This is a genomic window from Paenibacillus baimaensis, from assembly GCF_025567575.1.
This window is the reverse complement of sequence record NZ_JAOQIO010000095.1, coordinates 118,884-143,327: the sequence shown is the minus strand read 5'-3', so window position 1 is coordinate 143,327 and position 24,444 is coordinate 118,884. Positions and strand designations below refer to the sequence as shown.

Sequence of the window (24,444 nt, the reverse complement as noted above, 5' to 3'; positions counted from 1 at the left end):
TGTTCATGAAAGTTCATTTATGTAAACGGTTATATGGCTGCGAGGGTCTTCAATACTTGATTTTAAAACTTTGAAGTTGTACAGTAAAAGTTGAAGCTAAATGCGAGGAAGGATTCGGGTGACAATGACAAAAACAATCATAACGAATGGTGTATTTCTAACATTAAATGAGCAAAAACCAATTATTCAAGGCTATATGACCATTGAAAATAATTTGATTACTTACATAGGAGAAGATCTTCCACAGCCTCTTGAGCTGTATGACGAGCGTATTGATGGGTCCAAGAAGCTGTTTATGCCGGGTTTAGTTAACACTCATAACCATGCTGCGATGTCATTGCTGCGCGGCTATGGTGACGATCTCGCATTACAGGTGTGGTTGCAGGAGAAAATGTGGCCCATGGAAGGACAATTTACAGCTCACGATGTGCGCTCAGGCACACTGCTCTCCATTCTGGAAATGCTTAAAGGCGGAACGACTACATTTGTAGATATGTATGATCATATGAATGAAGTCGCGAAAGCTGTCGAGGAAAGCGGAATGCGTGCTGTCCTGACTCGTGGTGTTATTGGATTGTGTCCTCCTGACGTTCAAACAGCTAAGCTGGTAGAGGCAAGACAATTTGCACTGGATTGGCATGGCAAAGCTGGCGGACGTATCACAACGATGATGTCTCCACATGCTCCTTATACATGCCCTCCAGATTATATTGAACGAATCGTAGCAGTAGCTCATGAGCTTCAATTGCCGATCCATACTCACATGTCCGAAACAGCACGTGAGGTTCAGGAAAACGTCGAACAATACGGAGCAAGACCTGTAGCTCATTTGGCCAAGCTTGGACTTTTCTCCAGACCGGCCATTGTTGCTCATGCAGTTCATCTGACAGATGAAGAGATAGATGTATTGGCCCAATATGATGTTAGGGTATCCCACAATCCAGGAAGCAATCTAAAACTGGCAAGCGGTGTGGCACGTGTACCCGAATTGCTCCGTAAGGGAATTAAGGTATCGTTAGGAACTGATGGTCCTGCTAGCAATAACAACCTGGATATGTTTGAAGAAATGCGTCTTGCGGCTCTGATTCATAAAGGTGTGAGCGGAGACCCTGTAGCAGTTCCTGCTGAAGCGGCTATCCGGATGGGAACGCTGGATGGAGCTAAATCCATTTGGCTGGAAGACGTTGGTGCCCTTCAGCCTGGGATGAAAGCTGATTTCATCGCTCTGGATATTGATCAACCACACTTTTTCCCGAAAACCAACTTTGTATCTCATGTCATTTATTCGGCTTCCGCCAAAGATGTCAGCGATGTGTGGATTGATGGGCAGAGAATTGTGAAAGACGGCGTATGCTTAACCCTTGATGAAGAAAAAATACTCTACGACGCTCAAAGCTGCTTTGAACGATTAACTGGAGCTTCGGTGCAATGAAAATTAAAATAACAGCAGCAGCGGTGTTCGTTGCAGCCTTGTTGTTATTTCTCGGCGTACATTTCTATAACACGATTCAAGAAAAAGAATGGCAGATTCAACGTAATGCGGTGCAAACTGCTTACCAGAAAACGATTTTGGCACAAGTTACCAATGTGGAGAGATTTGTTGGAGAACAGCCATATACGATTATCCATGGGGAAGATAAGATAGGCCAAAAGCTGGTGGTTTGGGTAGGCGAGGATCAAATTTTCACACAAATGGCTGCTGATGGAATCGATGTTGAAAAAGCAAAGGCGCTAACTTTAAGCCGCCAGCCAACTGCCAACATCAAGCGTATGGTGCCTGGTGTGTGGAATGGCAATCTCGTGTGGGAAGTGTTCTATAAAATCGCTGCTGAAGAAACCAATCCTGACCGCTATTATTACGATTACTATTTGTTTAAAGATGGTACCTGGCTCGATACGTACCGTCTAAGTATTCAATAACCGCTCATGCCGCACAATTATAGGGGGGTAACTTCTATCATATAAAGTGCGGCTTTTTTGTTACATTTATAGTAATGTATTCGAATTTCCAACTAGTTTAGCTCTCACTTAGTATATAACATGTGATATACTAATAGTGTACAGGTTGACTGAGAATCTTGATTGGAAAGGGGACTGACTGCTTTTATGAAGCTGCGCTTATTGCCTTTATTAGTTAGTGTTACAATTTCAGCTACATTACTATTCGGCGGATGGTTTGCTTACCAGAGCTTTGCGATGGAAAATCCTTTGTCTGCAATTGTAAGCAGCACTCCTGGTGTAGAGCATGTACAAACTCGTATTTCAAGTGAAGCTGCCTTAATAGAATTAAAGCTTGCATCCGGGACAAGTCTTCGCGAGGTGTATAACCGAATTCAGAATGAAGGCTCCGGCTTGATCGGAAAAAAAGAATTAAAGCTGAAAGTAACGAATGAATCGACACCACGAATGGATCAATGGTGGTCTTCCGCTTTGTTCGATGTTGCTCAGGCTATGGAAACCAAGCAATATACACAAATCCCCAAAACATTACAGGCTCGTGCCCTCGATTCTGAAGGGTTAAAGGTTGCTACGGAAATGGACGACAAGTATGTGTATATATCTTTGACAGATGGTGATAAAAGCAAATATTTAATGCTTCCGCGTACGTCTGCCAAAATGGGAGTGTGGACAAATGGATAAAATATATAAAGAAATCATTATTGGTTTTGTGCCCGTATTGTTATTGTTCCTCGTTTTTATAGGAATAAACGCAATTCCGCTTATTTTTATGATTATTATAGTGGGAGCCCTATTCTATATGAACCGGATGCGCGGTGCCAGCATGGGAATAGGTGGTTCCGAACGCAAATCGCGTAATGTGACACCCAGCTATATGACTTTTGACGATATTGGAGGTCAACAGCGCGCCAAGACAGAGCTTCAGGAAGCTCTTGATTTCCTGATCAGGCATGATGAGATTGCCAAGCTGGGTATTCGACCGTTGAAAGGGATATTGCTGACAGGTCCTCCCGGAACCGGGAAAACGCTATTGGCCAAAGCAGCCGCACATTACACGAACTCGATATTTATGGCTGCATCCGGCAGTGAGTTTGTTGAAATGTATGTAGGTGTGGGTGCCAGCAGAGTCCGTGATTTATTTAAAGAAGCACGGGCCCGCGCAGTTAAAGAAAATAAAGAAAGTGCAATCGTGTTTATCGATGAAATTGATGTTATCGGAGGCAAGCGGGATGGTGGGCAGCATCGTGAATATGATCAAACATTAAACCAGCTCCTGACCGAAATGGATGGTATTCATACGACGACTACGCCTCGGGTGTTGATTATGGCGGCAACCAACCGTAAGGAGATGCTGGATAGTGCCTTACTGCGTCCTGGTCGTTTTGACCGTCATATTGAAGTGGATTTGCCGGATAAAAAGGGTAGACTGCATATCCTGAATATTCATGCCAAAAATAAACCTCTTGCTGATACAGTCAATTTGGAGCAGATTGCGGAAGAAACGTTCCATTTCTCAGGGGCTCAGCTTGAAGGTGTGATGAATGAGGCCGCGATCTACGCTATGCGTCAGGAAGCCATTACGATTGATCAAAGCCATCTCTCTCAGGCAGTGGATAAAGTGATGCTCGGTGAGAAAACCGATAGAGAATCAACAAAGGAAGAGCGTGATCGGGTTGCCCTCCATGAATTGGGGCATGCGATCGCTGCTGAGGCGGTTCGTCCAGGCTCGGTATCCCAGGTAGCACTTAGTCCACGTGGGAAGGCGCTTGGATATGTTCGCCATAATCCGCAGCAGGACCAATACTTGTATACAAAAGAAAATCTGGAGCAGCAAATTATTATCGCTCTGGGTGGTGCGGTTGCAGAGGAGATGTTTTATGGTGGGCGCAGCACGGGGTCACGGAATGACTTTGAGCAGGCGCTGCACCTGGTTAGAACCATGATGGATTCAGGTCTGACAAAGCTTGGTATCATTGATCGTGAAATGGTGACTAAAGAAGAATTAATGAAAGAAAACTCGGCGATTCTGGACGAGCTTAATGTGAGAACAAGAGAATTACTGGAGCACCATAGAGTCGTATTTCAACAGTCCTTGCATATTCTTGTGAAGGAAGAAACGCTTTCAGGAGATCAATTTCGTCAGCTGTTGGAGCAGGCCAAGGTTCATATCGCGAACTAAACAAAATCATTACATAAGCCCAAAGTATACAGGCGCTGCCTGCAGCTTTGGGCTTATTTTGTCAGTTCACGAAACTTTTTTAAATTTTCACAGTCTAATTAAGTGTCGTAAATTGCCAAAAGTAGCAATGGAAATTCCAATTTCCTTATAGAACAAATATACATACATAAAATGAGTTGAGGTGTAGAATGAGAATTATTACTGCGTTGTTTTCCATGCTGCTATTGTCTCTCCTTCTTGTACCGATGATGAGCTTTGCTGCGGAGTCACAGCCGCTCCAATTATTTCTCGATGGCAAACAGTTAACTACTGAGGTGGCACCGCTTATTAACAAGGATAATAAAGTAATGGTACCCGTCAGAATCATTGCCGAATCACTAGGCTCGAAGGTACAATGGGAAGAGAAAATCCGTAAAGTGACTGTTAATAAGTCCAATATCAGTATTCAAATGTTTATTGATAAAAAGGAAGTTTATGTAAATAACAAAGCTGTTCAGTTGGATACAGCGCCTTCGATCGTAGATGGCAATGCCATGCTGCCTGTTCGTTTTATTAGCGAGCAGATGGGAATTAAAGTAACCTGGGATGACCTGACGCGTTCTGTTTTTCTGTTCAATCAAGAAAGCGATAACAAAGGGACGACAACAACTCCGACGCCAGTTGACAATATCTCCAAGGATAAGCCGGACAATAAAGCGGCGGACAAGCCTTCTATCAAACCGGATGATAAAACAATTGAAAAGCCTTCGAGCAAGCCGGACGGTAAAACGACCGACAAGCCTTCAGAAAAACCAGGTACTGATGGAAGTAAAGTAGATACATCCAAGGATAAACCATCCGCGCAATCACCTGAACCTAATTCAACTAATGCTGGCACAAAACCGGTAATTGCCAATCCTAATCAACCGCCTACTTATACTACGACAAGTGTAGAGGCTGGCGCCAAAAAGCCTGAAGCTGTAACTGTAATCCAATCCATCTCGATGGAGGGTGACCAGTTTGTTGTGAAAACAAGTGGAGGCAAGGCCATTCCTGATGTCACAACTACAGCGAATCCAAACCGAGTTCAAATTGATATACCTAATGGGCAGCTGGCTGCCGGGCTCAAGCTGAATTCCGATGGTGAAGGGACAATTACTGAGAAAAATGCGGCTGTCTCTCAAATTCGCTATTTGCTATTTTCCAAAGAATCATCTATCGTTAGAATAATCATAGATTTAAACAAAAAGATAGATTTCAAGGATTCTGCTAGCAGTTCGAGTACCCAACTGGTGTGGTCTTTATCTCCTGCCAAAGAACGATATACGGTTGTTATTGATCCTGGTCATGGTGGTAAGGATGGTGGAACTGTTTCTTTTACAGGCAGACATGAGAAGGAATTTGTGCTGGGAGTTGGAACAAAAGTATATAATTTACTGTCCAAAGAGCCGAAAATTGAGGCTATACTCACTCGTAAAAATGATACATTTGTTGAGCTGCCTGGCCGTGTGTCTATCGCCAATGATGCCAAAGCTGATCTGTTTGTGTCTATTCATGGAAATTCAATATTAGGCAAAGAAGAAGTGAATGGACTTGAAACCTATTATTACACTGAACAAAGCCTGCCATTCGCCATACAAATGCATCAAAAGCTGTTGAAAGCTAGTGGATTTGAAGACCGTAAGGTAAAGCAAGAAGATTTTCATGTTATTAAAAATACGACCATGCCTTCGCTCCTGCTGGAGCTTGGTTTTTTGTCTAATAAAGCCCAAGAGAATACGATGTTTCAGGAAACTTTTCAAAATCAGGTGGCAGCAGCGATTGTGGCGGGTATTAAACAGCAATTGAGACTGGATTAGGGAGTGGGTAACGACAATGCAACACCGATTACTCAGGAATACAATCATTGGTATTGGCATGCTGGGGCTGCTGTCAGCTTGCGGACAAGCCAAGTCACCAGCAGAACAACCTTTGGCAAGTCCTGCAATCAGCAAACCACAGGTTACAAGCAGTAGTCCAATATCGGCACCATCCCAAGCTACACCACAGGCAACGCCTGCTCCGGACAACAATAAACAATTGAAAATTAAAGCTTATTATGGTGATGAGTCTGGAGAAAAGCTTGTTGAACAGGAAACGAATATATCCTATCAACAGGATGATGAGAAATATATGGCGGCGCTTAAAGCATTGAGCATGAGCTCTGATAGTAAAAATATTGCGCTATTCAAAGGCTTTACGTTCCATTCGGCAGCGGCCAAAAGTGGACTGCTTACAATCAATGTTACAATGGCTCCCGAGGCCAGACTTGGCTCAGGTGGTGAGGCTCTGCTGCTTCAAGCTTTGAAAAAAACTGTTTTTCAATTCTCGGAAATTAATAATATTGAGGTTCTGGTAGATGGCAAATCGGTAGAAAGCTTAATGGGGCATATGGATCTACCACATCCTATTAAGCGTTAAGTATAAAACATAATGAATGAATTATTATCCACATACGCCGGGAGGAACAACTTGCATGAACAACAAGCACAATTATTTGTCTATTAAAAAAATGACTGCCGGTTTGATGGCATTATCGGTAATCCTGAGCAGTCCAGCTTATGCTGCCGATCCTGTAATCACACCACCTTCAACTTCAACTTCAACTACATCTAGCTCCTCGAATTCGGCATCAACAATTACCCAGTTTTCAGATGTAAGTCCACAGCACTGGGCTATTAAGCATATTACCAAGTTAGCCGCGCTTGGAATCATTCAAGGCTACGAAAAGGCTGAATTTCGTGCTGATAATTCTGTTTCCCAACAGGATGCGATTATTATGGCGTTACGTTTAATGGGTCTTGAAAATGAAGTGTTAAAAATTAAAACAGACACCGTGCTTGGTGGAATTGTGGTTGACAGCTATGCCAAACCTTATATCGCCTATGCGCTGGATAAAGGACTTATCAACTTCAAGGAAGAAACGGAAAGTCTTGGTACTAACAAAACAGCTTGGGGCTCTAGACCCGCAACACGGGAATGGGTGGCCAAAATTGTTATCAGATCCATTGGCAAAGAAACATTAGCTCAGCAGCAAGCCGCGAATGCATCCACGTTTAAGGATGCCAAGGACTTCTCTTCGTGGGCCGTTGGTTATGTGAATGCAGCTGTCTCATTAAAAATTGTTAACGGTATGGACGATAATAAATTCCAGCCTGCTGGCAGTGTCACGCGGGCACAAATGGCAACCTTTTTAAGTCGTGCGGATAAAGAATTAACACAACGCTCTGATAAGGTTGTTATTGGCTATGTAATGGGCATGAAGGATAATAAATTAACGATTCAAAATGATAAAGGGCAGTCCAGTGAGTATACGTTGAATGTAGGTACAGTTATTTATAATGCCAAGGATGACAGTCGTATCCCATCAACAACACTAAAGGAAACGAATCAGGTCTATATCATTCAATCACTTGGAGTCGCTTCTTATGTGGAATTAACGAATGATGAGGAAAAGATGGAGTCCTTTGAAGGTACTCTGGATACTTTATTTTTAAATCAAATGACGGTTGCCATTAATCAAGCTGGCACCAAAGTTCTCAAGGAGCTTGCCCCTACCGTAACCGTCACGGACAAAGAAGGGCGCGGATTAAGCATTGGTACGATCCAGGTTGGCAGTCTCATTGAATTAAAACGTAATATGCTATTGCCGAATGCCAAAATCAGTCAAATTATTGTGAAGCAAGTACCATTAAGTAAATCAGCTGAAGGTACTGTGGTTAGTATCCAAAAAGAGCAGAACTCGATTACGTTCCTGGAACAAACATCGGGACAAAATGAAACCTACCCGATTTCGTCGAAAACTTCAATCACGCTACCTGATGGTACCACGGTATCCGATTTTAGTAAGCTGCGGATAGGTGATATTGTTGGTTTTGAGGTTAAGACCAATGAAGTAACAGCAGTAACCATTCGTAAGCAGGCTGATATTACTACAGCTGTAACAGGTACATTAACCAGCCTTAGTTCAGACAAAAAGATTTTAACAGTGAATAAACCGGGGAGTTCGTTGGGCGCTTATTTTATTGCCGACAATGCACTTGTCACGATTGATGGTTTGCCTAATGCAGGTTTCTTTGATCTTGAAGTTGGTGACGAACTGAAGCTTGATTTGTTAAATGAAAAAATCGTGAAAGTAACGGTGACCAGTCGTTCGATTAATTTAATTACATTGGCCACTATCGTTAATTATGATGCTGATCTAAAGGCATTGACTGTAGTTAATGATAGCGGAACTTACAATGCTTATAAATTAACAGACAATACAGCACTTAAACTTTGGGGTTCTGAACTGCCATTATCCAACTTTGCCTCACAGTTTACGAAGGGGAAGAAAGTAGACCTCAAGGTATCCAAAGATAAAGTGCTTACGATCGAACTGACCATACAGGTAGAAGGTACTATCACGCAACTTAACACTACAGCAAGTGAAGTGACATTAAGAACAAGTGGAGGCCAAAATACAACCTTCAAAGTACAGAGTGGTATTGGGGTTGATATGTATGGCAAGACAAATGCTCTGCTTACAGACCTGAAAGTGGGAGATACCATTCAGGGAAGATTTAATGGCAACCAGGATGTAATCAGTCAAATACTGTATAAAAAGACGGCGGTCTATAAAGTAATCACAACAAATGCAGACAGCAGACAGATTAGTGTTAAGGATGAGAGTGGTGTTTTGAATGTATTCACCGTTGACAATAATGATAAAATTACGAATCCTACTAAATCGACGCATAATTTTACAGATATTCAACAGGACGAGTTTGTCAAGGTTTCACTCACGGGAAATGTACTTGAAAAAGCCGTGATACTGAATACGCTTCGAGGCAAAGTCACAGCATTGGATACAGCTACTGGAACCTTGACGGTACAAGAACTTGCGACCGGAACGACGCAGGTTGTTCCCGTAGGACTTCAATTCGTGATCAAACAGAACGGTGTAGCGCTGGCTGCCCTCAATGCAATAAAACCTAATGATCGGGTTGAAATTATTAAAGATGCAGGAGATAAGGTACAAATTACGGTGGCTATCGCTTCCAAGCGGACCGTGGCGTCTTATGACAATGTGCTGAATCAACTACTGCTTAAGCCTAATGCAGCCGGAGATAAATCGACCTACAATTTCTTTGCAAAAGCATACTTGCATAAAGGCACTGCATCTGTAGCGGCCAATGCATTTGTCGAAAATGAAGAAGTGACGCTGTATGTACTGGACGACAAAATTATTGAAATCGAAAAGCAATAAAGCACGATCAGCTAAATAAACCTCGATAAGCAGGGTATCTTCCTTTCTTAAAGAGTAATGAGAGTTCCATAAGCACTTAAGCGCTTATGGAACTTTCTGCTAAACAAGCAAAGCTGACGCGTAATCGCTCTTATTTGCAAACGATGCTTCGACAAGTAGCTGTTTTTGCAGATTATTTTATTAAAAAAATAAAAATTCGATAAATGTTCGGTTTTTCTTCCATCTAAATATTGATTACTTTCCCGAGATTCGGTACACTACAATGTATATCATCAAACAAAGGACTGTTGGCCACTCCATGAACAAGAAGCAAGCCCGCAGCATACTTGATATTATGGCCAGTATGTTTCCGGATGCACATTGCGAACTGAATCACTCGAATGCTTTTGAGCTTACGATAGCTGTACTGCTATCAGCACAATGTACGGACGAGACCGTGAACAAGGTGACAGCTTCCTTGTTTCAAAAGTACAAACGTCCTGAGGATTATGTGGCGGTCCCGTTGGATGAATTGGAGCAGGATATTCGTCGCATTGGACTTTTTCGTAATAAGGCAAAACATATCCAGGCACTATGCAGAATGGTTCTGGAGAAATATGATGGTTTAATCCCGGAAAAGCATGAGCAGCTAGTTGAGCTGCCAGGTGTAGGTCGAAAAACGGCGAATGTGGTCGTATCGAATGCATTTGGCGTACCCGCGATCGCGGTTGATACTCATGTGGAGCGAGTATCGAAGCGCTTGGGAATGGCTAGTGAAGATGATTCTGTACTTGAAGTAGAAAAAAAGCTGATGAAGCTGGTACCCAAAGAAGAATGGACGGATACGCACCATAGACTTATATTTTTTGGACGCTATCATTGCAAGGCACAAAATCCTCAATGCAGCATCTGTCCGCTATTGGATGTATGCCGCGAAGGAAAAAAACGTATGAAAACAGTCAGTAATAGGAAATCTATATAAGTGAATCATGAGACCAAGCAACCAAATAAGGATGGGATTAATATGAAATGTATCTCTGTGTATACGAATGATTTTGAAGTATTTTCTGATATTTATGAGAAGATCATTAATTTGAAGCTTGCTGACAATGAAGAAAAGCAAGTGGATGGCATTACTGTCATGGAGTCCGGCGAAGTGCCTGATAATTACCTGGAACGGATGAAAACAAAGCTAGAGGTTGTTGTTATGAAGGTTCGTGACAGGGATATTACAATTTTGCAGCATGGTAATTTGTTCGAAATTTTTATTCCGACTACTGAAAGTGTGGTACACTGAAAACCGAAGCCATTCGGTTTTTTTTGTTGTTTAGATGAACATTTAGTATTGGGGAGATAGAGAATGAACAGCGGAGTTTTACTTGAAGAAAACATGGAGAGTGCGATTCGTGCCTTGCTGACAAAGGTGCAACAGACCGATGACAAGGAAAATGGGAAGAAGATTGAACAGCTTCTGCAAAAGATGGAGAGCGGGAGTTTGTATATAGCGTTTTGTGGGCATTTTTCTGCAGGCAAGTCAAGCTTGATTAATAAGCTGTGTGGACATCAGCTCCTGCCATCAAGTCCCATTCCGACCAGTGCGAATATCGTAAGGATCAGCAGTGGGGAATCTGGGGCGATTGTTGTCCATCGGGTCCATGAGGGGGATCTACCGCCAAAAGTTCAGAAAGTGCCGCTTGACGAGCTTGCCGCCTACTGCCGCGATGGAGAAGCGATAGAAACGATAGAGCTGCGGTATCCCCTGCCATTCTTAGGTGATCATGCATGTTTGCTGGACACGCCGGGAATTGATTCTACGGACGATGCTCATCATTTAGCGACTGAATCGGCACTGCATCTGGCAGATGTGGTGTTCTATGTGATGGATTATAACCATGTGCAGTCTGAAATTAATTTTGCCTTTACCAAAAAAATGAAGGAGTGGGGCAAGCCGCTTTATTTGTTGATCAATCAAGTGGATAAGCATCGGGATCAGGAGTTATCGTTCGCTGACTATCGGACAGGTGTAGCTGAGGCATTTGCTAACTGGCATATTCAGCCTGATGGTATTTTGTATACTTCGGTTAAGGTGCCTGACCACCCGTATAGTGAATGGGGCAAGCTCGATTGGCTGCTTGAACGACTTATTGAGCAGCACGCTGCATTATCGGCGCTCAGTCTGGAGAAATCCGCGCAGCATCTGGCCAACATGCATGCTGCCAAAATAGCGGAACGAAACGATACACTTAAAGAGCAGCTGCGTGCTCAATTAGCTGCTGATGAAGAGCTGGAATCTGCACAGCTGCAATGGCTGGATATAAGTGAAAGAACTGCGCTTGCTGTAGCCAAGCCTGAGGAGCTGCGGACTGTATTACGTAAAGATACGACCGTTTTATTGGACAATGCCAATATAACACCGGCTGTTACCCGAGATCTGGCTCAAGAATACCTGAACAGCCGTAAACCTGGTTTTAAGGTGGGATTGTTTGCAGGGGCAGCGAAAACAGCGAAGGAAGTGGAACGTCGTTTGTTGGCGCTTCATCATGATTTTGCTGGTCAATTAGCTACTCAGGTGGAACGTCATTTGCAGCAGGCGCTTCATAAGGGAATGGAGCAAGCGATGGAGGTGACACGGACCCTCGTAAGTGCGGATCTTATCAGGGAGACGATAGAACGTCTTCATGTTGAGGTGGAGTCGGAATGGATTGCTTCGCAGGTCAATACAGCGGCAGGCTTCAGCGGTGAGTATACCTTAAATTATATGAAGCAGCTTGCTGCGGAAATGAAGCTGCTTTATCGTAAGCGGGCATTTGAGCTGATCGATGAGCTGATGGCTATGCTGGCAGCGGCACAGGGACCGCAGCTGCTCGCTATGCGTGAGCAGCTCGATGCGCTGAACGGCCGCTTGGGCAGCCTGCGCGAGCTCGAGCGGCTGGCCGCGGCGGAGGCAGCCTACGCAGCAGCGCTCGCGGCGCCGCTTGCGGCAGTACACACGCCTGCGCCCGCGCTGCCGGACCCGGCGGCCGCAGGCGAGGCCGCGCCCCGCGCAGCAGCAGCTCCGCAGGCTGCAGCTAACGCCGCAGGCGGTGCGCGCGCAGCGCTTGCGGCTGTTGCCGCCGCCAGCGGCCGCGCCACGCGCGAGGGCGCAGCGCCGCTCGCGCAGGGCGGGCATCGCGCCCGCCTGCAGAGTGCGGCGCTGCGGCTAACCGCCGGCGCGCAAGAGCTCGCGGGCTTGGCGCCGCTGCAAAGCATCAGCCGCTCCTTGCAGGAGAAGGCGGAGCGGCTGCAGCGCAACCGCTTCACGATTGCGCTGTTCGGCGCTTTCAGCGCCGGTAAATCCTCGTTCGCCAACGCACTGATCGGCGAACGTGTACTGCCGGTGTCGCCGAATCCGACGACGGCAGCTATTAACAAGATCATGCCACCGGAGCCGGAGAACGGCTGGCCGCATGGTACGGCCAAGGTACGGATGAAAAGCCGCGATAGTCTAGCGGATGACATTCGTTTTTCTCTGGAAATGCTCGGCATTCATACGACAAGCCTGCCTGAGAGCCTGTCGGCCATTCGTGGGTTATCCGCGGACCGCGTTTCAGCCAAAGGTAAGCCGCACTATACGTTCCTGAAAGCTGTGGAGAAGGGCTGGGGGGCTGTCGAGTCCGATCTGGGCAGTGAGCTGCGCGTAGATGCCGATCAGTTCGGTCTGTATGCGGCTGACGAAAGCAAATCGTGCTTTGTTGAGCTGATAGAGCTGTATTACTCCAATCCATTAACAGATCAAGGTATCGTTCTGGTAGACACACCTGGAGCAGATTCGATCAATGCCAGACATACGGGTGTTGCCTTTAATTATATTAAAAATGCCGATGCCATCCTATTCGTTACTTATTATAACCATGCGTTTTCTCATGCGGACCGGGAGTTCTTGCTGCAGTTGGGCCGTGTTAAGGACAGCTTTGAACTGGATAAAATGTTTTTTATCGTCAATGCTGCCGATCTGGCATCTTCGGGAGAAGAGCTGGAGGGTGTCGTTACGCATGTATCTAACAATTTGCAGCAGCACGGTATTCGTCACCCGCGGATTTATCCAATGTCCAGCTACTATGCGCTGGAAGGTAAGCTGGCTCAGGAGCAAGAAACCGTGCAGGCTTCCGGGATCTCTGCTTTTGAACAGGATTTTGTCCGTTTCTCATTGGGTGAGCTGACCGATATTGCGATTCGTTCCGGTCAGGCCGATCTGTTGCGTGCTGCCGATGTGCTCCAGCAGTGGATTGTGAGCGCACAGAGCGATGAACAGGGACGTCAGGCACGTGCGACTGCGATTCGCAAAGCATTAGGTGAAGCGGATGTCATGCTGAGAAATCAGGGAACGGAAGCAGAGGAGCGCGAACTGCTCAAGGAGATTGAAGAGCTGTTATATTATGTTAAGCAACGGGCTACGTACCGCTTTGGAGAGCTGTTTAATCTCGCCTTTAATCCGGCTGTCTTTCGTGAGGAAGGGCGGAGCGCTTTGGTTATTGCCGGTTCCGCATGGAATGATTTGCAGCAGATGATTGCATTCGATCTTTCTCAGGAGGTACTGGCTATTACCTTAAGGATTGAAAATGCCATTCATAACCGCGCCGCAAAAAGAAGACAGCAGTGGCTGCAGGGTCTTGGCCAAGAGCTGGCCGCATTCCAGCCTTCGGACTATGAGGCAAGCGCATTTGAGACGCCGCAGGGCGCCGAAGCGTTCCGAGCCGATTCTATACAGCACAAATGGGTTGCTGGCTTTTACAAAAATGCGAAGCATTTCTTTGAGGGTGACGGTAAGCAGAATTTGCGCAAAGAGCTGGAGGCAGCACTTAACGCACCGCTAACGGCTTACATGACAGGACAGACGACCTGGCTGTATGCTGCTTATAGTGGACAATTGAAAATCTGGTACGAGGCATTAGCGGAACATATCCGTCAAGAGCTGCAGGAATATGCACAGGGCCAATTGCATGCTTTGGAAATGCCTGTTGATGTCGCAGCGCTGCAAAAAACGCATACCCAGCTAACTGCTTTTTTTGAATAATACGTTAAAATAAGGGTTCGGCAAATGGTGGCTGTTCGAAGAAGAACAGCCACCATTTGCTTATTTCGTGAAAGGGTTTACATATGGCGAAATTAGGTATTATTTGGGCGAGATAAGTGGATTGTTTCCCTATTTTGTGGGGATTCGAGGGTTTTTCTAAGTATAAGGACTATTATGAGAAAAGGGGTTGTTGCCGCTCTCTATGGATGGTGTTAAGATGCTTAAAAAAGCAAACGCTTTCGATTGTAAGCTTGTCCAATCGAAGGCCATTTTTACAAATGGTGGTCGTTCTCGGACTGCTTTGTTTAGAATGCCGTTTTGCAGCAGCACAACCTGAGGAGGGTAACATGGAAGTTTTCAAGCAGTTAAAGGAGTATTATTGGTCAGAAAAAAGATTTTTGGTGGCGTCGATCTTGTCTCTTATGACAGCCACGGCACTGGGACTGGTTTATCCGAATTTGCTGCGGTATCTGATCGACGATGTGATTGCGAAACAGCAGTTTTCAGCGGTGCCATACCTTTCTTTGGTTGTGGTCGGTGTCATTACCTGTAAAGCGATATTTCAATTTATGCATGGTGTGTTTAGCTCAAAGCTGGGTAACCATACCGCCTTTAATCTCCGAAATGCATTGTACAAGAAACTGCAGTACTTATCGTTTCAATACTATGACAAAGCAAGAACAGGGGACTTGATGTCGCGGCTAACGGCCGATTTGCAGGCTGTGCGCGATTTTATCGGATTTGGTTTTGTGCAAATATTAAATGTGGTGATGATGCTTACCTTTGGCTCCATTATGATGATGACGATCAATTGGAAGCTGACACTGATTACGATGATTTCAATGCCCTTTCTCGTATTTACGGCTATTCGTTTTGAAGGGAAAATTCATCCGGCTTTCCGTTCGGTACGTAAATCGATGAGTAACATGACCACTTCCGTACAAGAAAATATTACCGGTGTACGTACGGTCAAGTCGTTTGCAAGAGAGCCTTATGAAATCGAAAAGTTTTCTGAACGTAACGAAGATTACAAGCTGAATAACGTGACGACCTCAGGCATTTGGGCAAAATACTTTCCATTAATGGAATTGTTTGCGAATTTAAGTGTGGTTATCCTGCTGGGTGTCGGTGGTTGGATGGTCATTAACAGCAGTCTCACCTTGGGAGAACTTGTCGCTTTCTTCAGCTTGATGTGGTATATCATCGGGCCCATGTGGCAAATTGGATTTCATATTAATAACTTCACCCAATCGAAGGCAGCTGGAGAGCGGTTATTGGAAATCCTGCATCAATACGTGCATGTGAAGAACAAGGATAACGCGGTGACACTGCAGGCTGAACAAGTAAAGGGACATGTGAGGTTTGACCGGGTATCGTTTGCTTATACAGATCAACAGCCTGCATTGCGGAATTTTAACGTCGATGCGCCAGCAGGCTCGGTTATAGGCTTGCTCGGTGGAACAGGGTCAGGGAAATCGACTGTCATACAACTGCTGCTAAGAGCTTATAACGTCAAAGAAGGCTCCATTACGCTTGACGGCCGTGATATTCGGGATCTTACCTTGGAAAGCCTGCGTGAGCATATGGCGATTGTATTTCAGGAAACGTTTCTGTTCTCCTCTTCGATACTGAACAATATTGCCTATGGGGTCAGAAATGTGTCCATGGAACAGATTATCCAGGCATCACGACTGGCCAAAGCACATGATTTTATTATGGAAATGCCGCTCGGCTACGATACGATTGTTGGCGAACGGGGGATGGGGCTTTCCGGGGGTCAAAAGCAGCGAATTGCGATTGCACGTGCCCTGCTCAAAAATCCTAAAATCCTGATTTTGGATGATGCCACAAGTGCTGTGGATATGGAAACAGAACATGAGATTCAGCAGGGCTTTCAAGAGCTGATGAAGGGCCGTACGACCTTTATTATCGCCCACCGCATTTCCTCATTAAGGCATGCCGATGAAATTATTGTGCTGGACAAAGGCCTTATTGTCCAAAGAGGAACACACAAGCAGCTTATGCAGCAGGAAGGTCGTTATTTAGAAACGTATAAAATCCAGTTTGCTGACCAGCCGCAGGAGGTAGAGCCGGAAGGCGGCACGAAACTGGAACCAACTTATATTCATGACGAAGCACAAGGGATTCGCCAGGCAGCCGCAACGGGTCAACATAATGGGGGGTATACGCAGTGAGTCAAGAGGGCAAATCAACAACGGCAAGCGGGATGGATGAGCAAACAGGCCAACGCTTCGTCTATCAGGATGATGAAGTATTGGATAAAGAATTTGATTGGGGACAGGTCAAACGGCTGGGCAAATATCTGAAGCCTTACTCGAAACAAATTCTTCCTGTTATTATCACGATGATGATTGTCGGAGCACTGACGAAGCTGTTTAATCCGCTACTGATTGCTTATGCTATCGATAATGCGCTGCGTGAGGGAGGCGATCCCAAGCTGCTGATTCAGTGTGTGGGTGGAATGCTGCTCCTCTACATCATTCAGTGGGCAGCCAACACGTACCGGATTCGATTTACGAATCAGATTGGACAAAAAGTGATTTATGATTTGCGGCACGATTTGTTCAGTCATATCCAGAAGCTTTCCTTCAAGTTTTTCGATAAACGTCCGGCTGGCTCGATTCTGGTACGTATAACGAACTACGTGAACTCCTTGCAGGATTTATTCACGAATGGTGTCGTCAACCTTTTGATGGATTGTGTACAATTGGTCGGTATTATTTTCATACTGCTGTATTTCAATATCAAGCTGGGTGCGGCGATTATTGTAACGGTTCCGATCATGTTTTTCATTTCCACCAAACTTCGGGTACATATCCGGCGTTCGTGGCAGGTTGTACAATCCAAGCAGTCCCGGATCAATGCTCATTTGAATGAATGTATTCAAGGTATTAAGGTGACTCAGGCATTTGCGCAGGAAAAAGAGAACATGTCCTTTTTTGATCATATGAATTTAAGCAATCATAAGTCGTGGAATCGGGCATCAACGCTCAATCAGTCGTTTAACCCTATTATCGAAGTAACGGGAGCGATTGGATATTGTATTTTGTTCTGGTTCGGGGCGCATTTGATTCAATCCCAGGAAATTACAGTTGGCTTGCTCGTTGCTTTTGCCACTTATATTGGATTCTTCTGGGAGCCTATTAACCGTCTGGGGCAAATGTATTCACAAATGCTGATTGCTATGGCCTCATCTGAGCGAATTTTCGAATTTATCGACGAAGAGCCCAATGTACCTGAAGCATTAAATGCCAAAGAACTGCCAAACGTTCTCGGGGATATTGAATTGAAGCAGGTTGAGTTTGAGTATGAACCAGGCCGCAAAGCGTTGAAGGGAATCGATCTCAGTGTAAAAGCAGGTCAATCCATTGCATTAGTAGGTCATACGGGATCTGGCAAAAGCACGATCATCAATCTGTTATGCCGATTCTATGATAGCACGGGTGGCAGTATTACGATTGATGGACACGATATTCGTGATGTGACGGTTTCGAGCTTGCGTTCGCAAGTGGGGATTGTGCTTCAGGATACCTTTATTTTTTCGGGCACGATTCGTGATAATATCCGTTTTGGCAAGCTGAATGCGACTGACGAAGAGGTGGAATTTGCCGCGAAGGCTGTTCGTGCGCATGATTTTATCGTTGATATGCCGCAGGGCTACGATACGGAGGTGCAGGAGCGGGGTAATATGTTATCCATGGGTCAAAGACAGCTGATCTCCTTTGCAAGAGCGCTGCTTGCCGACCCACGTATTCTGATTCTGGATGAAGCAACTGCAAGTATTGACACCGAAACCGAGCTGAAAATTCAGGAGGCACTTAAAACACTGCTTGCTGGCAGGACCTCCTTTATTATCGCTCACCGTCTTTCGACAATTCGTAACGCCGACAACATTATTGTGCTGGACCATGGTGTGTTGATGGAGCAGGGAGATCATGATGATTTAATGAAGCAGCAGGGGATCTATTATGGTTTAATTCAAGCACAGTATCGTTTTCTGAAGGAAGTAGGCTAAGATATACGATCCTTGGTAAGCAGTTTGGAAGCAGTTTTCAGGTTGGATGGTTCATACATTTGAAATGGAGGCCTGCGGGCCTCTTTTTAATTGGAACTCGATGTATTTTTTTGAATATCCAACAGAGTGCAACAAACCCACATTCTCCCACGTTTAGAAGATAACTAAGCTCGCGGTACTTATTGCGAAGTGATGTTGCTTTGATTCCAAAACAAATAATGGGGGGAATCTGAATGGAACGAAATCAAGACAAGAGCTTGAAGAAGATGAGGGCCAAACGCTGGATCATGGCTGCACTTCTGGTTGTTCTGCTAAGCGGCTGCTCGGCTGCCAGAGAGAAAGGCGAATCCGCCGCTTCCGCACCGGGAGCTGCTTCGAGCGCTTTGACGGACCAAAAATCGGATATGCTTGCAGCTCAACCTGCAGGTGACGCGGCGGCACCAACCATGATGGATACGAACTCGACGGCAAAGGAAAAAGCGAGTACAGCCAAACCAGCCGACAGCTTCAACGGAAATGCCCTGGGTGACATAGCAGTCGAACGGAAAATTATTTACAAAGCGAATATAACCATGCAGGTTGATAAATATGAGGAAGCACAGGCAAAGATCGAGTCCGCAGTGAGCCAGGCCGGCGGTTACATTTTGCAATTCAATGAGAATGAAAATAATTATGAAAAAAGCGGAATGTTCATCATCAAGGTACCTGCGAACGGCTTTCAATCCTTAATGAAGCAGTTGGAAACAATTAACCCGTCTGCGAAAAAAAATATGCAGGGACAGGATGTTTCCGAGGAATTCGTCGATTTGACCTCCAGATTGAAGGCCAAACAGGTGGTAGAGAGCCGATTGATCGCATTTATGGAAAAGGCATCAAAAACCGACGAGTTATTGGCATTTTCCAATGAGCTGGGCAAAGTTCAGGAGGAAATTGAACGCATTAAGGGCCGGATGAGATACCTGGAGCAAAATGTATCGTACTCAACGATTGAAGTCAGGCTTGCCCAGAAGCTGGGATCAGCCGCCGTTATTCAGGCTAATGACCGCGGACCGTTGTTCCAACGAATGGCTTCCGCACTAAATGAAAGTGCTGTTGTTCTAACGGTTGTTTTTGAATGGCTCATTGTTGCTGCAGCCGCGGTGCTGCCTGTTGCCCTTGTTCTCTTTTTGATTCTTCTCCCGATTGTCCTTGTGAGGCGCTCCAGAAAGAAAAAAATGATGGAAATTCGTAAAAAGCTTACAGAAGAAAATGGGGAAGTGCAGCCTGATTTGTCACAGGATAGCACTGTAGAAGATAAATCATAAATAAAAAAAATTTATGGCCATCCTGCTATTAAGCAGGATTTTTCTTTTTTCTAGAGAATTAAACTATACAAAGTGGTGGGAAGTGGGGTAAAGTGGTGAAAAGGGGTGAAGGTATATGTTCATGGGCGAATTTCAGCACAGCATCGATGAAAAGGGTCGTATCATTGTGCCAGCTAAATTTCGCGAATCCCTTGGAACAACCTTCATTGTCACTCGAGGCTTGGATCAATGCTTATTTGTATACCCTATGGAAGAATGGGTGGTGCTTGAGCAAAAGCTGAAATCTTTGTCACTCATGAAGTCGGACGCCCGTGCCTTTAGTCGGTTCTTTTTCTCCGGTGCCGGAGAATGTGAATTGGATAAGCAGGGCAGAATTAATTTACCAAATAACCTTGTTGAATATGCCAAATTGGATAAAGATTGCGTCGTTATCGGTGTTTCCAATCGTGTTGAGATTTGGAGCAAGCCAATATGGGTAAACTATTTCCAGCAATCGAGCGATTCCTTCAACGAAATAGCCGAAAAGCTTGTTGATTTTAACTTCGATCTCTAGCCATTGAAAACAAACCATGTTTACGAAGTTTTGTTATGCAAAACTCAGTAATGCTTACGGAGTAAGTTATGTTAGCAAAACACAGTCATACTTACGGAGTAAGTTTTGCCAAGCATAACTCAGTAACGCTTACGAAGTAAGTTTTGCTGCGCAAAACTCTGAGGAGGGTAACGATGTTTCATCATATTACTGTATTGAAGCAAGAAGCTGTAGACGGATTGAATATTAAGCCAGATGGCATTTATGTGGATTGCACACTAGGCGGTGCTGGACATAGCTACGAAATTGCTTCTCGTTTGAGCAGCGAGGGATTGTTGATCGCTTTTGACCAGGATGATGCAGCCTTGGATAATGCCAAAGAAAGACTTGCGCCTCTGATGGATAGGGTCAAGCTGGTGCGAAGTAATTTTCGTTTTTTGGAGGAACAGCTGAAGCTCGATCCTCGAGTTACGAAAAGCGGTCAACCGCAGGTTGACGGGATTTTGTTTGATCTGGGCGTTTCATCTCCTCAACTCGATGAAGCGGAACGTGGCTTTAGCTACAACCATGATGCTGAGCTGGATATGAGAATGGACCGTACTGCGAAATTGACTGCAAGAGACATTGTAAATGACTGGCCAGAGCAGGAAATCATCCGTATTTTGTTTGAATACGGAGAAGAAAAATTTGCAAGGCGTATTGCCGGAAAGATTGTTGCGGCACGCTCTAAAGGTCCTATTGATTCGACGGGTCAGCTTGTTGAGCTAATAAAGGAAGGTATCCCTGCAGCAGCAAGACGTAATGGACCTCATCCAGCCAAACGCAGCTTTCAGGCCTTGCGTATAGCTGTTAACGATGAACTGGGTGTGTTTGAAGAAGCGTTGGAGCAATCGATTCGCTGCTTGGCGCCTGAAGGTAGAGTGGCAGTCATCACCTTCCATTCGCTGGAAGATCGAATTTGCAAACAAACCTTTGCCAAATATGTTGAGCGTTGTACATGTCCAGGTGATTTTCCGATATGTGTTTGCGGTACCAAAGGAATTGTGAAGCTTATTAACCGTAAGCCTATAGAAGCTAGTGTTGAAGAACTGGATGAAAACTCCAGATCACGTTCAGCCAAGCTAAGAATCGCTGAAAAACTACATAGCTAGGGTTAACATGAAAAAGCTGCTGCTCAAATTTACGTCGAATGGGCCTCGATAGAGGTTTTCTATATCAAATACTTTACTTAGTGAAGGAGGAAATATCTCAATGCCTGCATACATGCACGGAAGTTCGGCAACTCAACCACGTCCCGCCCAGAAAGAAAAGGTTACAGTTAAGGAAACCAAGAGGGTCGTTTACCGTAACAGATCACTTCCGGTTCAGGAGAAGCTGCTCTATTTATTCACGGTACTGGTCTGCGTAGCGGTGGCCAGCCTGATTATTTGGCGCTATGCGCAAATCTATGAAATGAACACAAAGATTTTGAAGTTCGAGACCGACATTCAAAAGCTGCAGGCGGAGAATAGTGTGTTAAAGCATAAAGTGGAAGCTTTATCGAGTCCGGATCGTCTAAGAACTGAAGCTACCAAAGTTGGTTTGGTCCCACCTGAAGACAAACAGATTAGCAAAGTGTCCCTTAAAGAACCAAAAGCTCCATCTAATGCGACTGCAGTGAATCAAAAAACGACGGATATCGCCCCTTAATCATTTATGATATGAATGGGAGAGAGGAGTCGAAATGACAAAAAAAGTAAAGCTCAGATCATTACTCATTGGAGGGTTGTTCACCCTCTTTTTTGTTGCAATAGTAGGCAGATTATATTGGGTTCAGGTCGTGCAGGGTGCCGGTTTACTGACATCAGCCCAGGAGAGATGGGCCAAGGAGGATGTGCTTCGCCCTGTCAGAGGAGCGATTGTGGATCGCAATGACAAGGTACTTGCCGAGGATTCTCCTGCCTATACGATTGCTTTGAATCCGATTATTATTCAAAAATACCAATTGGAGCAAAGTGTCGTTAAAGGCTTGGCAGGTTTGTTGAAAACATCGGATGATCCGGCAACTATTTCGGCTTTAGAAGAAAAGATTCGAACGCTGCTCAACAAAAAAAGGCTTGATGAAAAGACACAACAGATGACCCTGATGACACAAGTAGAAATTCGCAATGAGGGCTGGAAAATTGATACAGAGGTTGCCGAACAGGTTAAAACCTTTGTGGAGACGCTCAAAAATCAGACAAACGTAAAGAATGTCGGGATCTATCTGCAAAAGGAACAAAAACGGTTTTATCCAGGCGGCAAGCTTGCCTCTCATGTGCTTGGTTATACGGATAAAGAGGGTAAAGCTTTAACAGGACTGGAGTCTCGCTTTGACAGCTTTCTTAAAGGTATTCCCGGAAACAGGAGCTATGAAAAGGATCGAACCGGAGTCGAACTTCCGGATGCCAAGGTTAATTACCAGCCTGCTGTGGATGGCAGCAACGTTAGACTCACCATCGACAAAAATATCCAGTTCTATATTGAAAGCGCGCTCGAGAAAGTGAATGCCAAGTATCACCCTAAAAGCTTGACGGCAATAGCTGTTGATCCGCAAACGATGGAAGTTTTGGGGATGGCGAGTACTCCTGATTTTAATCCCAACAAATACTGGGACAACAAAAACCAAAGTGATTTTATCAATAATACAGTGGCCTCTCAGTACGAGCCAGGCTCGACCTTCAAGATTGTCACGTTGGCTGCAGCCGTAGAGGAAAACTTGTTCTTTCCCGAAGATAAGTATCAGTCGGGGGCTATTCAAGTGCCAGGGCGGATCCTACATGACCATAATATTGTCGGATGGGGGCAAATTTCATATCTGGATGGATTAAAGCGCTCAAGTAATGTCGCTTTTGTTAAGCTTGGCTATGAGAAGCTAGGTAAGGAAAAGCTTGAGAAATATATCAAAGATTTTGGCTTTGGAGCTAAAACAGGGATTGATCTTCCAGGGGAGGTTCCTGGTATCGTAGCGATGAAATACCCTTCTGATTATGCAACGGCTACTTATGGTCAAGGACGTTTGACGACAACTGCGATACAACAAACATCGGCATATGCAGCGATTGCCAATGGCGGTAAGCTGATGGTACCGCATGTAGTGAAAGACATTGTGAACCCGAAGACCAAGGAAGTGATTCAGACCTTCGAGCCAACAGTGATTCGGCAGGTTGTGTCCGAGCGAACTGCCAAGCAGGTAAGCGAATATCTGGAGCAGGTGGTTAGCGATCAGGCTATCGGAACAGGACGTAATGCTTTTATCGAGGGATATCGTGTCGCAGGAAAAACGGGAACAGCCAACAAGGTTGAACCTGGCGGTAAAGGCTATGCGGATGGCAAGTGGGTTGTATCCTTTATAGGGTATGCACCTGTGGAAAATCCAAAAATTCTTGTAACGATTATTGCGGATGAACCAGATCTCGGAGGCGATTATCATCGGGGCAGTGAGGTAGCACCTCCAGCTTTTAAAGAAATTGTGTCGCAGACCCTGCGTTATATGGGCGTGCCTTCCAATACCCAGCAAATGAAAGCAGCGGAGAAGGTTGAAGATATGTTGATGCCCGATCTATCTGGCCAAACCGTTGAGAAATCTAAAAATGTGATGAATAAATTTGGTGTAATCGTCGAAAGCATTGGAAAAGGTAGTAAAGTTATCGCACAATCACCACCGGTCGGGACCGATATCAGCTCTGCTCAACGAATTTATGTGGTACTGCAAGAAGGCGGCGATCTGCCTATTCCAGACTTGACAGGCAAATCATTACGGGATGCTCTGGAAGTATGTACATTTATTAAAGTGAAGTGTCAATCCGTAGGCGAGGGCTATGTTTCATCTCAATCGTTAGCTGGAGACAGTGATGCCAGGCAGCTTGTTTTACAGCTTAAGCCATACAGCGAACTGCTGCAGGGCCCGTCTTCTGATGTGGAAGCTCCTGCTGCACCAGCTGCTACTACGCCAGCAAAGACGGATAAGAAGGTAACATCAGTCAAACCCAATAATCCCGTCAAAACGGCAGAATCGACCAAGATTAATGAAGGTTCTGCCAAAAAAAACGACCCTCCAGCGAGGTAGGCTTGTTCTAACCACTGTTTGTCCTGAATAATCTGGATATGAAGCAGTC

17 protein-coding genes are annotated in these 24,444 nt (G+C 45.1%); all 17 read left to right on the top strand.

The window, feature by feature from the left end; all coding sequences use genetic code 11:
* The first annotated feature begins 124 nt into the window (after positions 1 to 124).
* The 17 genes from OB236_RS26840 (at position 125) to OB236_RS26760 (ending at position 24,395) form a co-directional block, all read left to right on the top strand.
* On the top strand, positions 125 to 1,432 hold the full coding sequence (locus OB236_RS26840) for an amidohydrolase (RefSeq protein ID WP_076227507.1): 1,308 nt from the start codon (positions 125 to 127) through the stop codon (positions 1,430 to 1,432).
* Entirely contained in the window at positions 1,429 to 1,920 is a 492-nt protein-coding gene (locus OB236_RS26835; protein ID WP_262686715.1) for a cell wall elongation regulator TseB-like domain-containing protein, read from the top strand. Before OB236_RS26840 ends, OB236_RS26835 begins: the two co-directional genes overlap by 4 nt.
* A 186-nt stretch (positions 1,921 to 2,106) precedes the next feature.
* Positions 2,107 to 2,640, top strand: a complete 534-nt coding sequence (locus OB236_RS26830) for a hypothetical protein (RefSeq protein WP_076227502.1) — start codon at positions 2,107 to 2,109, stop codon at positions 2,638 to 2,640.
* Positions 2,633 to 4,138: an AAA family ATPase gene (locus OB236_RS26825; RefSeq protein ID WP_076227500.1), complete on the top strand. Its 1,506-nt coding sequence runs from the start codon at positions 2,633 to 2,635 to the stop codon at positions 4,136 to 4,138. Before OB236_RS26830 ends, OB236_RS26825 begins: the two co-directional genes overlap by 8 nt.
* Before the next feature lie 188 nt (positions 4,139 to 4,326).
* Complete coding sequence (locus OB236_RS26820; RefSeq protein WP_262686714.1) at positions 4,327 to 5,976, top strand: N-acetylmuramoyl-L-alanine amidase family protein; 1,650 nt, start codon at positions 4,327 to 4,329, stop codon at positions 5,974 to 5,976.
* Between the two features lie 16 nt (positions 5,977 to 5,992).
* A complete protein-coding gene (locus OB236_RS26815) occupies positions 5,993 to 6,577 on the top strand; it encodes a GerMN domain-containing protein (RefSeq protein ID WP_262686713.1) in 585 nt (194 codons plus the stop codon).
* Positions 6,578 to 6,632: 55 nt separating this feature from the next.
* Positions 6,633 to 9,404 (top strand): S-layer homology domain-containing protein, encoded by a 2,772-nt coding sequence (locus OB236_RS26810; protein ID WP_262686712.1) that lies wholly within the window; start codon positions 6,633 to 6,635, stop codon positions 9,402 to 9,404.
* Positions 9,405 to 9,702: 298 nt separating this feature from the next.
* The gene (nth, locus tag OB236_RS26805; RefSeq protein ID WP_076227492.1) at positions 9,703 to 10,365 is read left to right on the top strand and encodes an endonuclease III; all 663 of its coding nucleotides are present in this window, start codon (positions 9,703 to 9,705) and stop codon (positions 10,363 to 10,365) included.
* Between the two features lie 42 nt (positions 10,366 to 10,407).
* Entirely contained in the window at positions 10,408 to 10,680 is a 273-nt protein-coding gene (locus OB236_RS26800; RefSeq protein ID WP_076228343.1) for an NAD/NADP transhydrogenase alpha subunit, read from the top strand.
* A gap of 63 nt (positions 10,681 to 10,743) precedes the next feature.
* The gene (locus tag OB236_RS26795; RefSeq protein ID WP_262686711.1) at positions 10,744 to 14,436 is read left to right on the top strand and encodes a dynamin family protein; all 3,693 of its coding nucleotides are present in this window, start codon (positions 10,744 to 10,746) and stop codon (positions 14,434 to 14,436) included.
* A 347-nt stretch (positions 14,437 to 14,783) separates the two neighbouring features.
* A complete protein-coding gene (locus tag OB236_RS26790) occupies positions 14,784 to 16,631 on the top strand; it encodes an ABC transporter ATP-binding protein (protein WP_262686710.1) in 1,848 nt (615 codons plus the stop codon).
* A gap of 32 nt (positions 16,632 to 16,663) precedes the next feature.
* Positions 16,664 to 18,472 (top strand): ABC transporter ATP-binding protein, encoded by a 1,809-nt coding sequence (locus tag OB236_RS26785; RefSeq protein ID WP_262686892.1) that lies wholly within the window; start codon positions 16,664 to 16,666, stop codon positions 18,470 to 18,472.
* 233 nt (positions 18,473 to 18,705) lie between these two features.
* Positions 18,706 to 19,776: a DUF4349 domain-containing protein gene (locus tag OB236_RS26780; RefSeq protein ID WP_262686709.1), complete on the top strand. Its 1,071-nt coding sequence runs from the start codon at positions 18,706 to 18,708 to the stop codon at positions 19,774 to 19,776.
* Positions 19,777 to 19,891: 115 nt separating this feature from the next.
* The gene (gene mraZ, locus OB236_RS26775; RefSeq protein ID WP_076227486.1) at positions 19,892 to 20,329 is read left to right on the top strand and encodes a division/cell wall cluster transcriptional repressor MraZ; all 438 of its coding nucleotides are present in this window, start codon (positions 19,892 to 19,894) and stop codon (positions 20,327 to 20,329) included.
* A gap of 173 nt (positions 20,330 to 20,502) precedes the next feature.
* Positions 20,503 to 21,459 carry a 16S rRNA (cytosine(1402)-N(4))-methyltransferase RsmH gene (gene rsmH, locus OB236_RS26770; RefSeq protein WP_262686708.1) on the top strand — a complete coding sequence of 319 codons (957 nt, stop codon included), beginning with the start codon at positions 20,503 to 20,505 and terminating at the stop codon, positions 21,457 to 21,459.
* A 100-nt stretch (positions 21,460 to 21,559) separates the two neighbouring features.
* A complete protein-coding gene (gene ftsL, locus OB236_RS26765) occupies positions 21,560 to 21,997 on the top strand; it encodes a cell division protein FtsL (RefSeq protein WP_076227482.1) in 438 nt (145 codons plus the stop codon).
* Between the two features lie 34 nt (positions 21,998 to 22,031).
* Positions 22,032 to 24,395, top strand: a complete 2,364-nt coding sequence (locus OB236_RS26760) for a penicillin-binding transpeptidase domain-containing protein (protein ID WP_262686707.1) — start codon at positions 22,032 to 22,034, stop codon at positions 24,393 to 24,395.
* The last annotated feature ends 49 nt before the right edge of the window (positions 24,396 to 24,444 follow it).

Coding starts and splice junctions, on each gene's coding strand:
- OB236_RS26810 (WP_262686712.1), top strand. CDS start 6,633: ATGAACAACAAGCACAATTATTTGTCTATTAAAAAAATGACTGCCGGT.
- OB236_RS26815 (WP_262686713.1), top strand. CDS start 5,993: ATGCAACACCGATTACTCAGGAATACAATCATTGGTATTGGCATGCTG.
- OB236_RS26835 (WP_262686715.1), top strand. CDS start 1,429: ATGAAAATTAAAATAACAGCAGCAGCGGTGTTCGTTGCAGCCTTGTTG.
- OB236_RS26800 (WP_076228343.1), top strand. CDS start 10,408: ATGAAATGTATCTCTGTGTATACGAATGATTTTGAAGTATTTTCTGAT.
- OB236_RS26830 (WP_076227502.1), top strand. CDS start 2,107: ATGAAGCTGCGCTTATTGCCTTTATTAGTTAGTGTTACAATTTCAGCT.
- rsmH (WP_262686708.1), top strand. CDS start 20,503: ATGTTTCATCATATTACTGTATTGAAGCAAGAAGCTGTAGACGGATTG.
- OB236_RS26820 (WP_262686714.1), top strand. CDS start 4,327: ATGAGAATTATTACTGCGTTGTTTTCCATGCTGCTATTGTCTCTCCTT.
- nth (WP_076227492.1), top strand. CDS start 9,703: ATGAACAAGAAGCAAGCCCGCAGCATACTTGATATTATGGCCAGTATG.
- OB236_RS26760 (WP_262686707.1), top strand. CDS start 22,032: ATGACAAAAAAAGTAAAGCTCAGATCATTACTCATTGGAGGGTTGTTC.
- OB236_RS26785 (WP_262686892.1), top strand. CDS start 16,664: ATGGATGAGCAAACAGGCCAACGCTTCGTCTATCAGGATGATGAAGTA.
- OB236_RS26840 (WP_076227507.1), top strand. CDS start 125: ATGACAAAAACAATCATAACGAATGGTGTATTTCTAACATTAAATGAG.
- mraZ (WP_076227486.1), top strand. CDS start 19,892: ATGTTCATGGGCGAATTTCAGCACAGCATCGATGAAAAGGGTCGTATC.
- OB236_RS26795 (WP_262686711.1), top strand. CDS start 10,744: ATGAACAGCGGAGTTTTACTTGAAGAAAACATGGAGAGTGCGATTCGT.
- OB236_RS26780 (WP_262686709.1), top strand. CDS start 18,706: ATGGAACGAAATCAAGACAAGAGCTTGAAGAAGATGAGGGCCAAACGC.
- OB236_RS26790 (WP_262686710.1), top strand. CDS start 14,784: ATGGAAGTTTTCAAGCAGTTAAAGGAGTATTATTGGTCAGAAAAAAGA.
- ftsL (WP_076227482.1), top strand. CDS start 21,560: ATGCCTGCATACATGCACGGAAGTTCGGCAACTCAACCACGTCCCGCC.
- OB236_RS26825 (WP_076227500.1), top strand. CDS start 2,633: ATGGATAAAATATATAAAGAAATCATTATTGGTTTTGTGCCCGTATTG.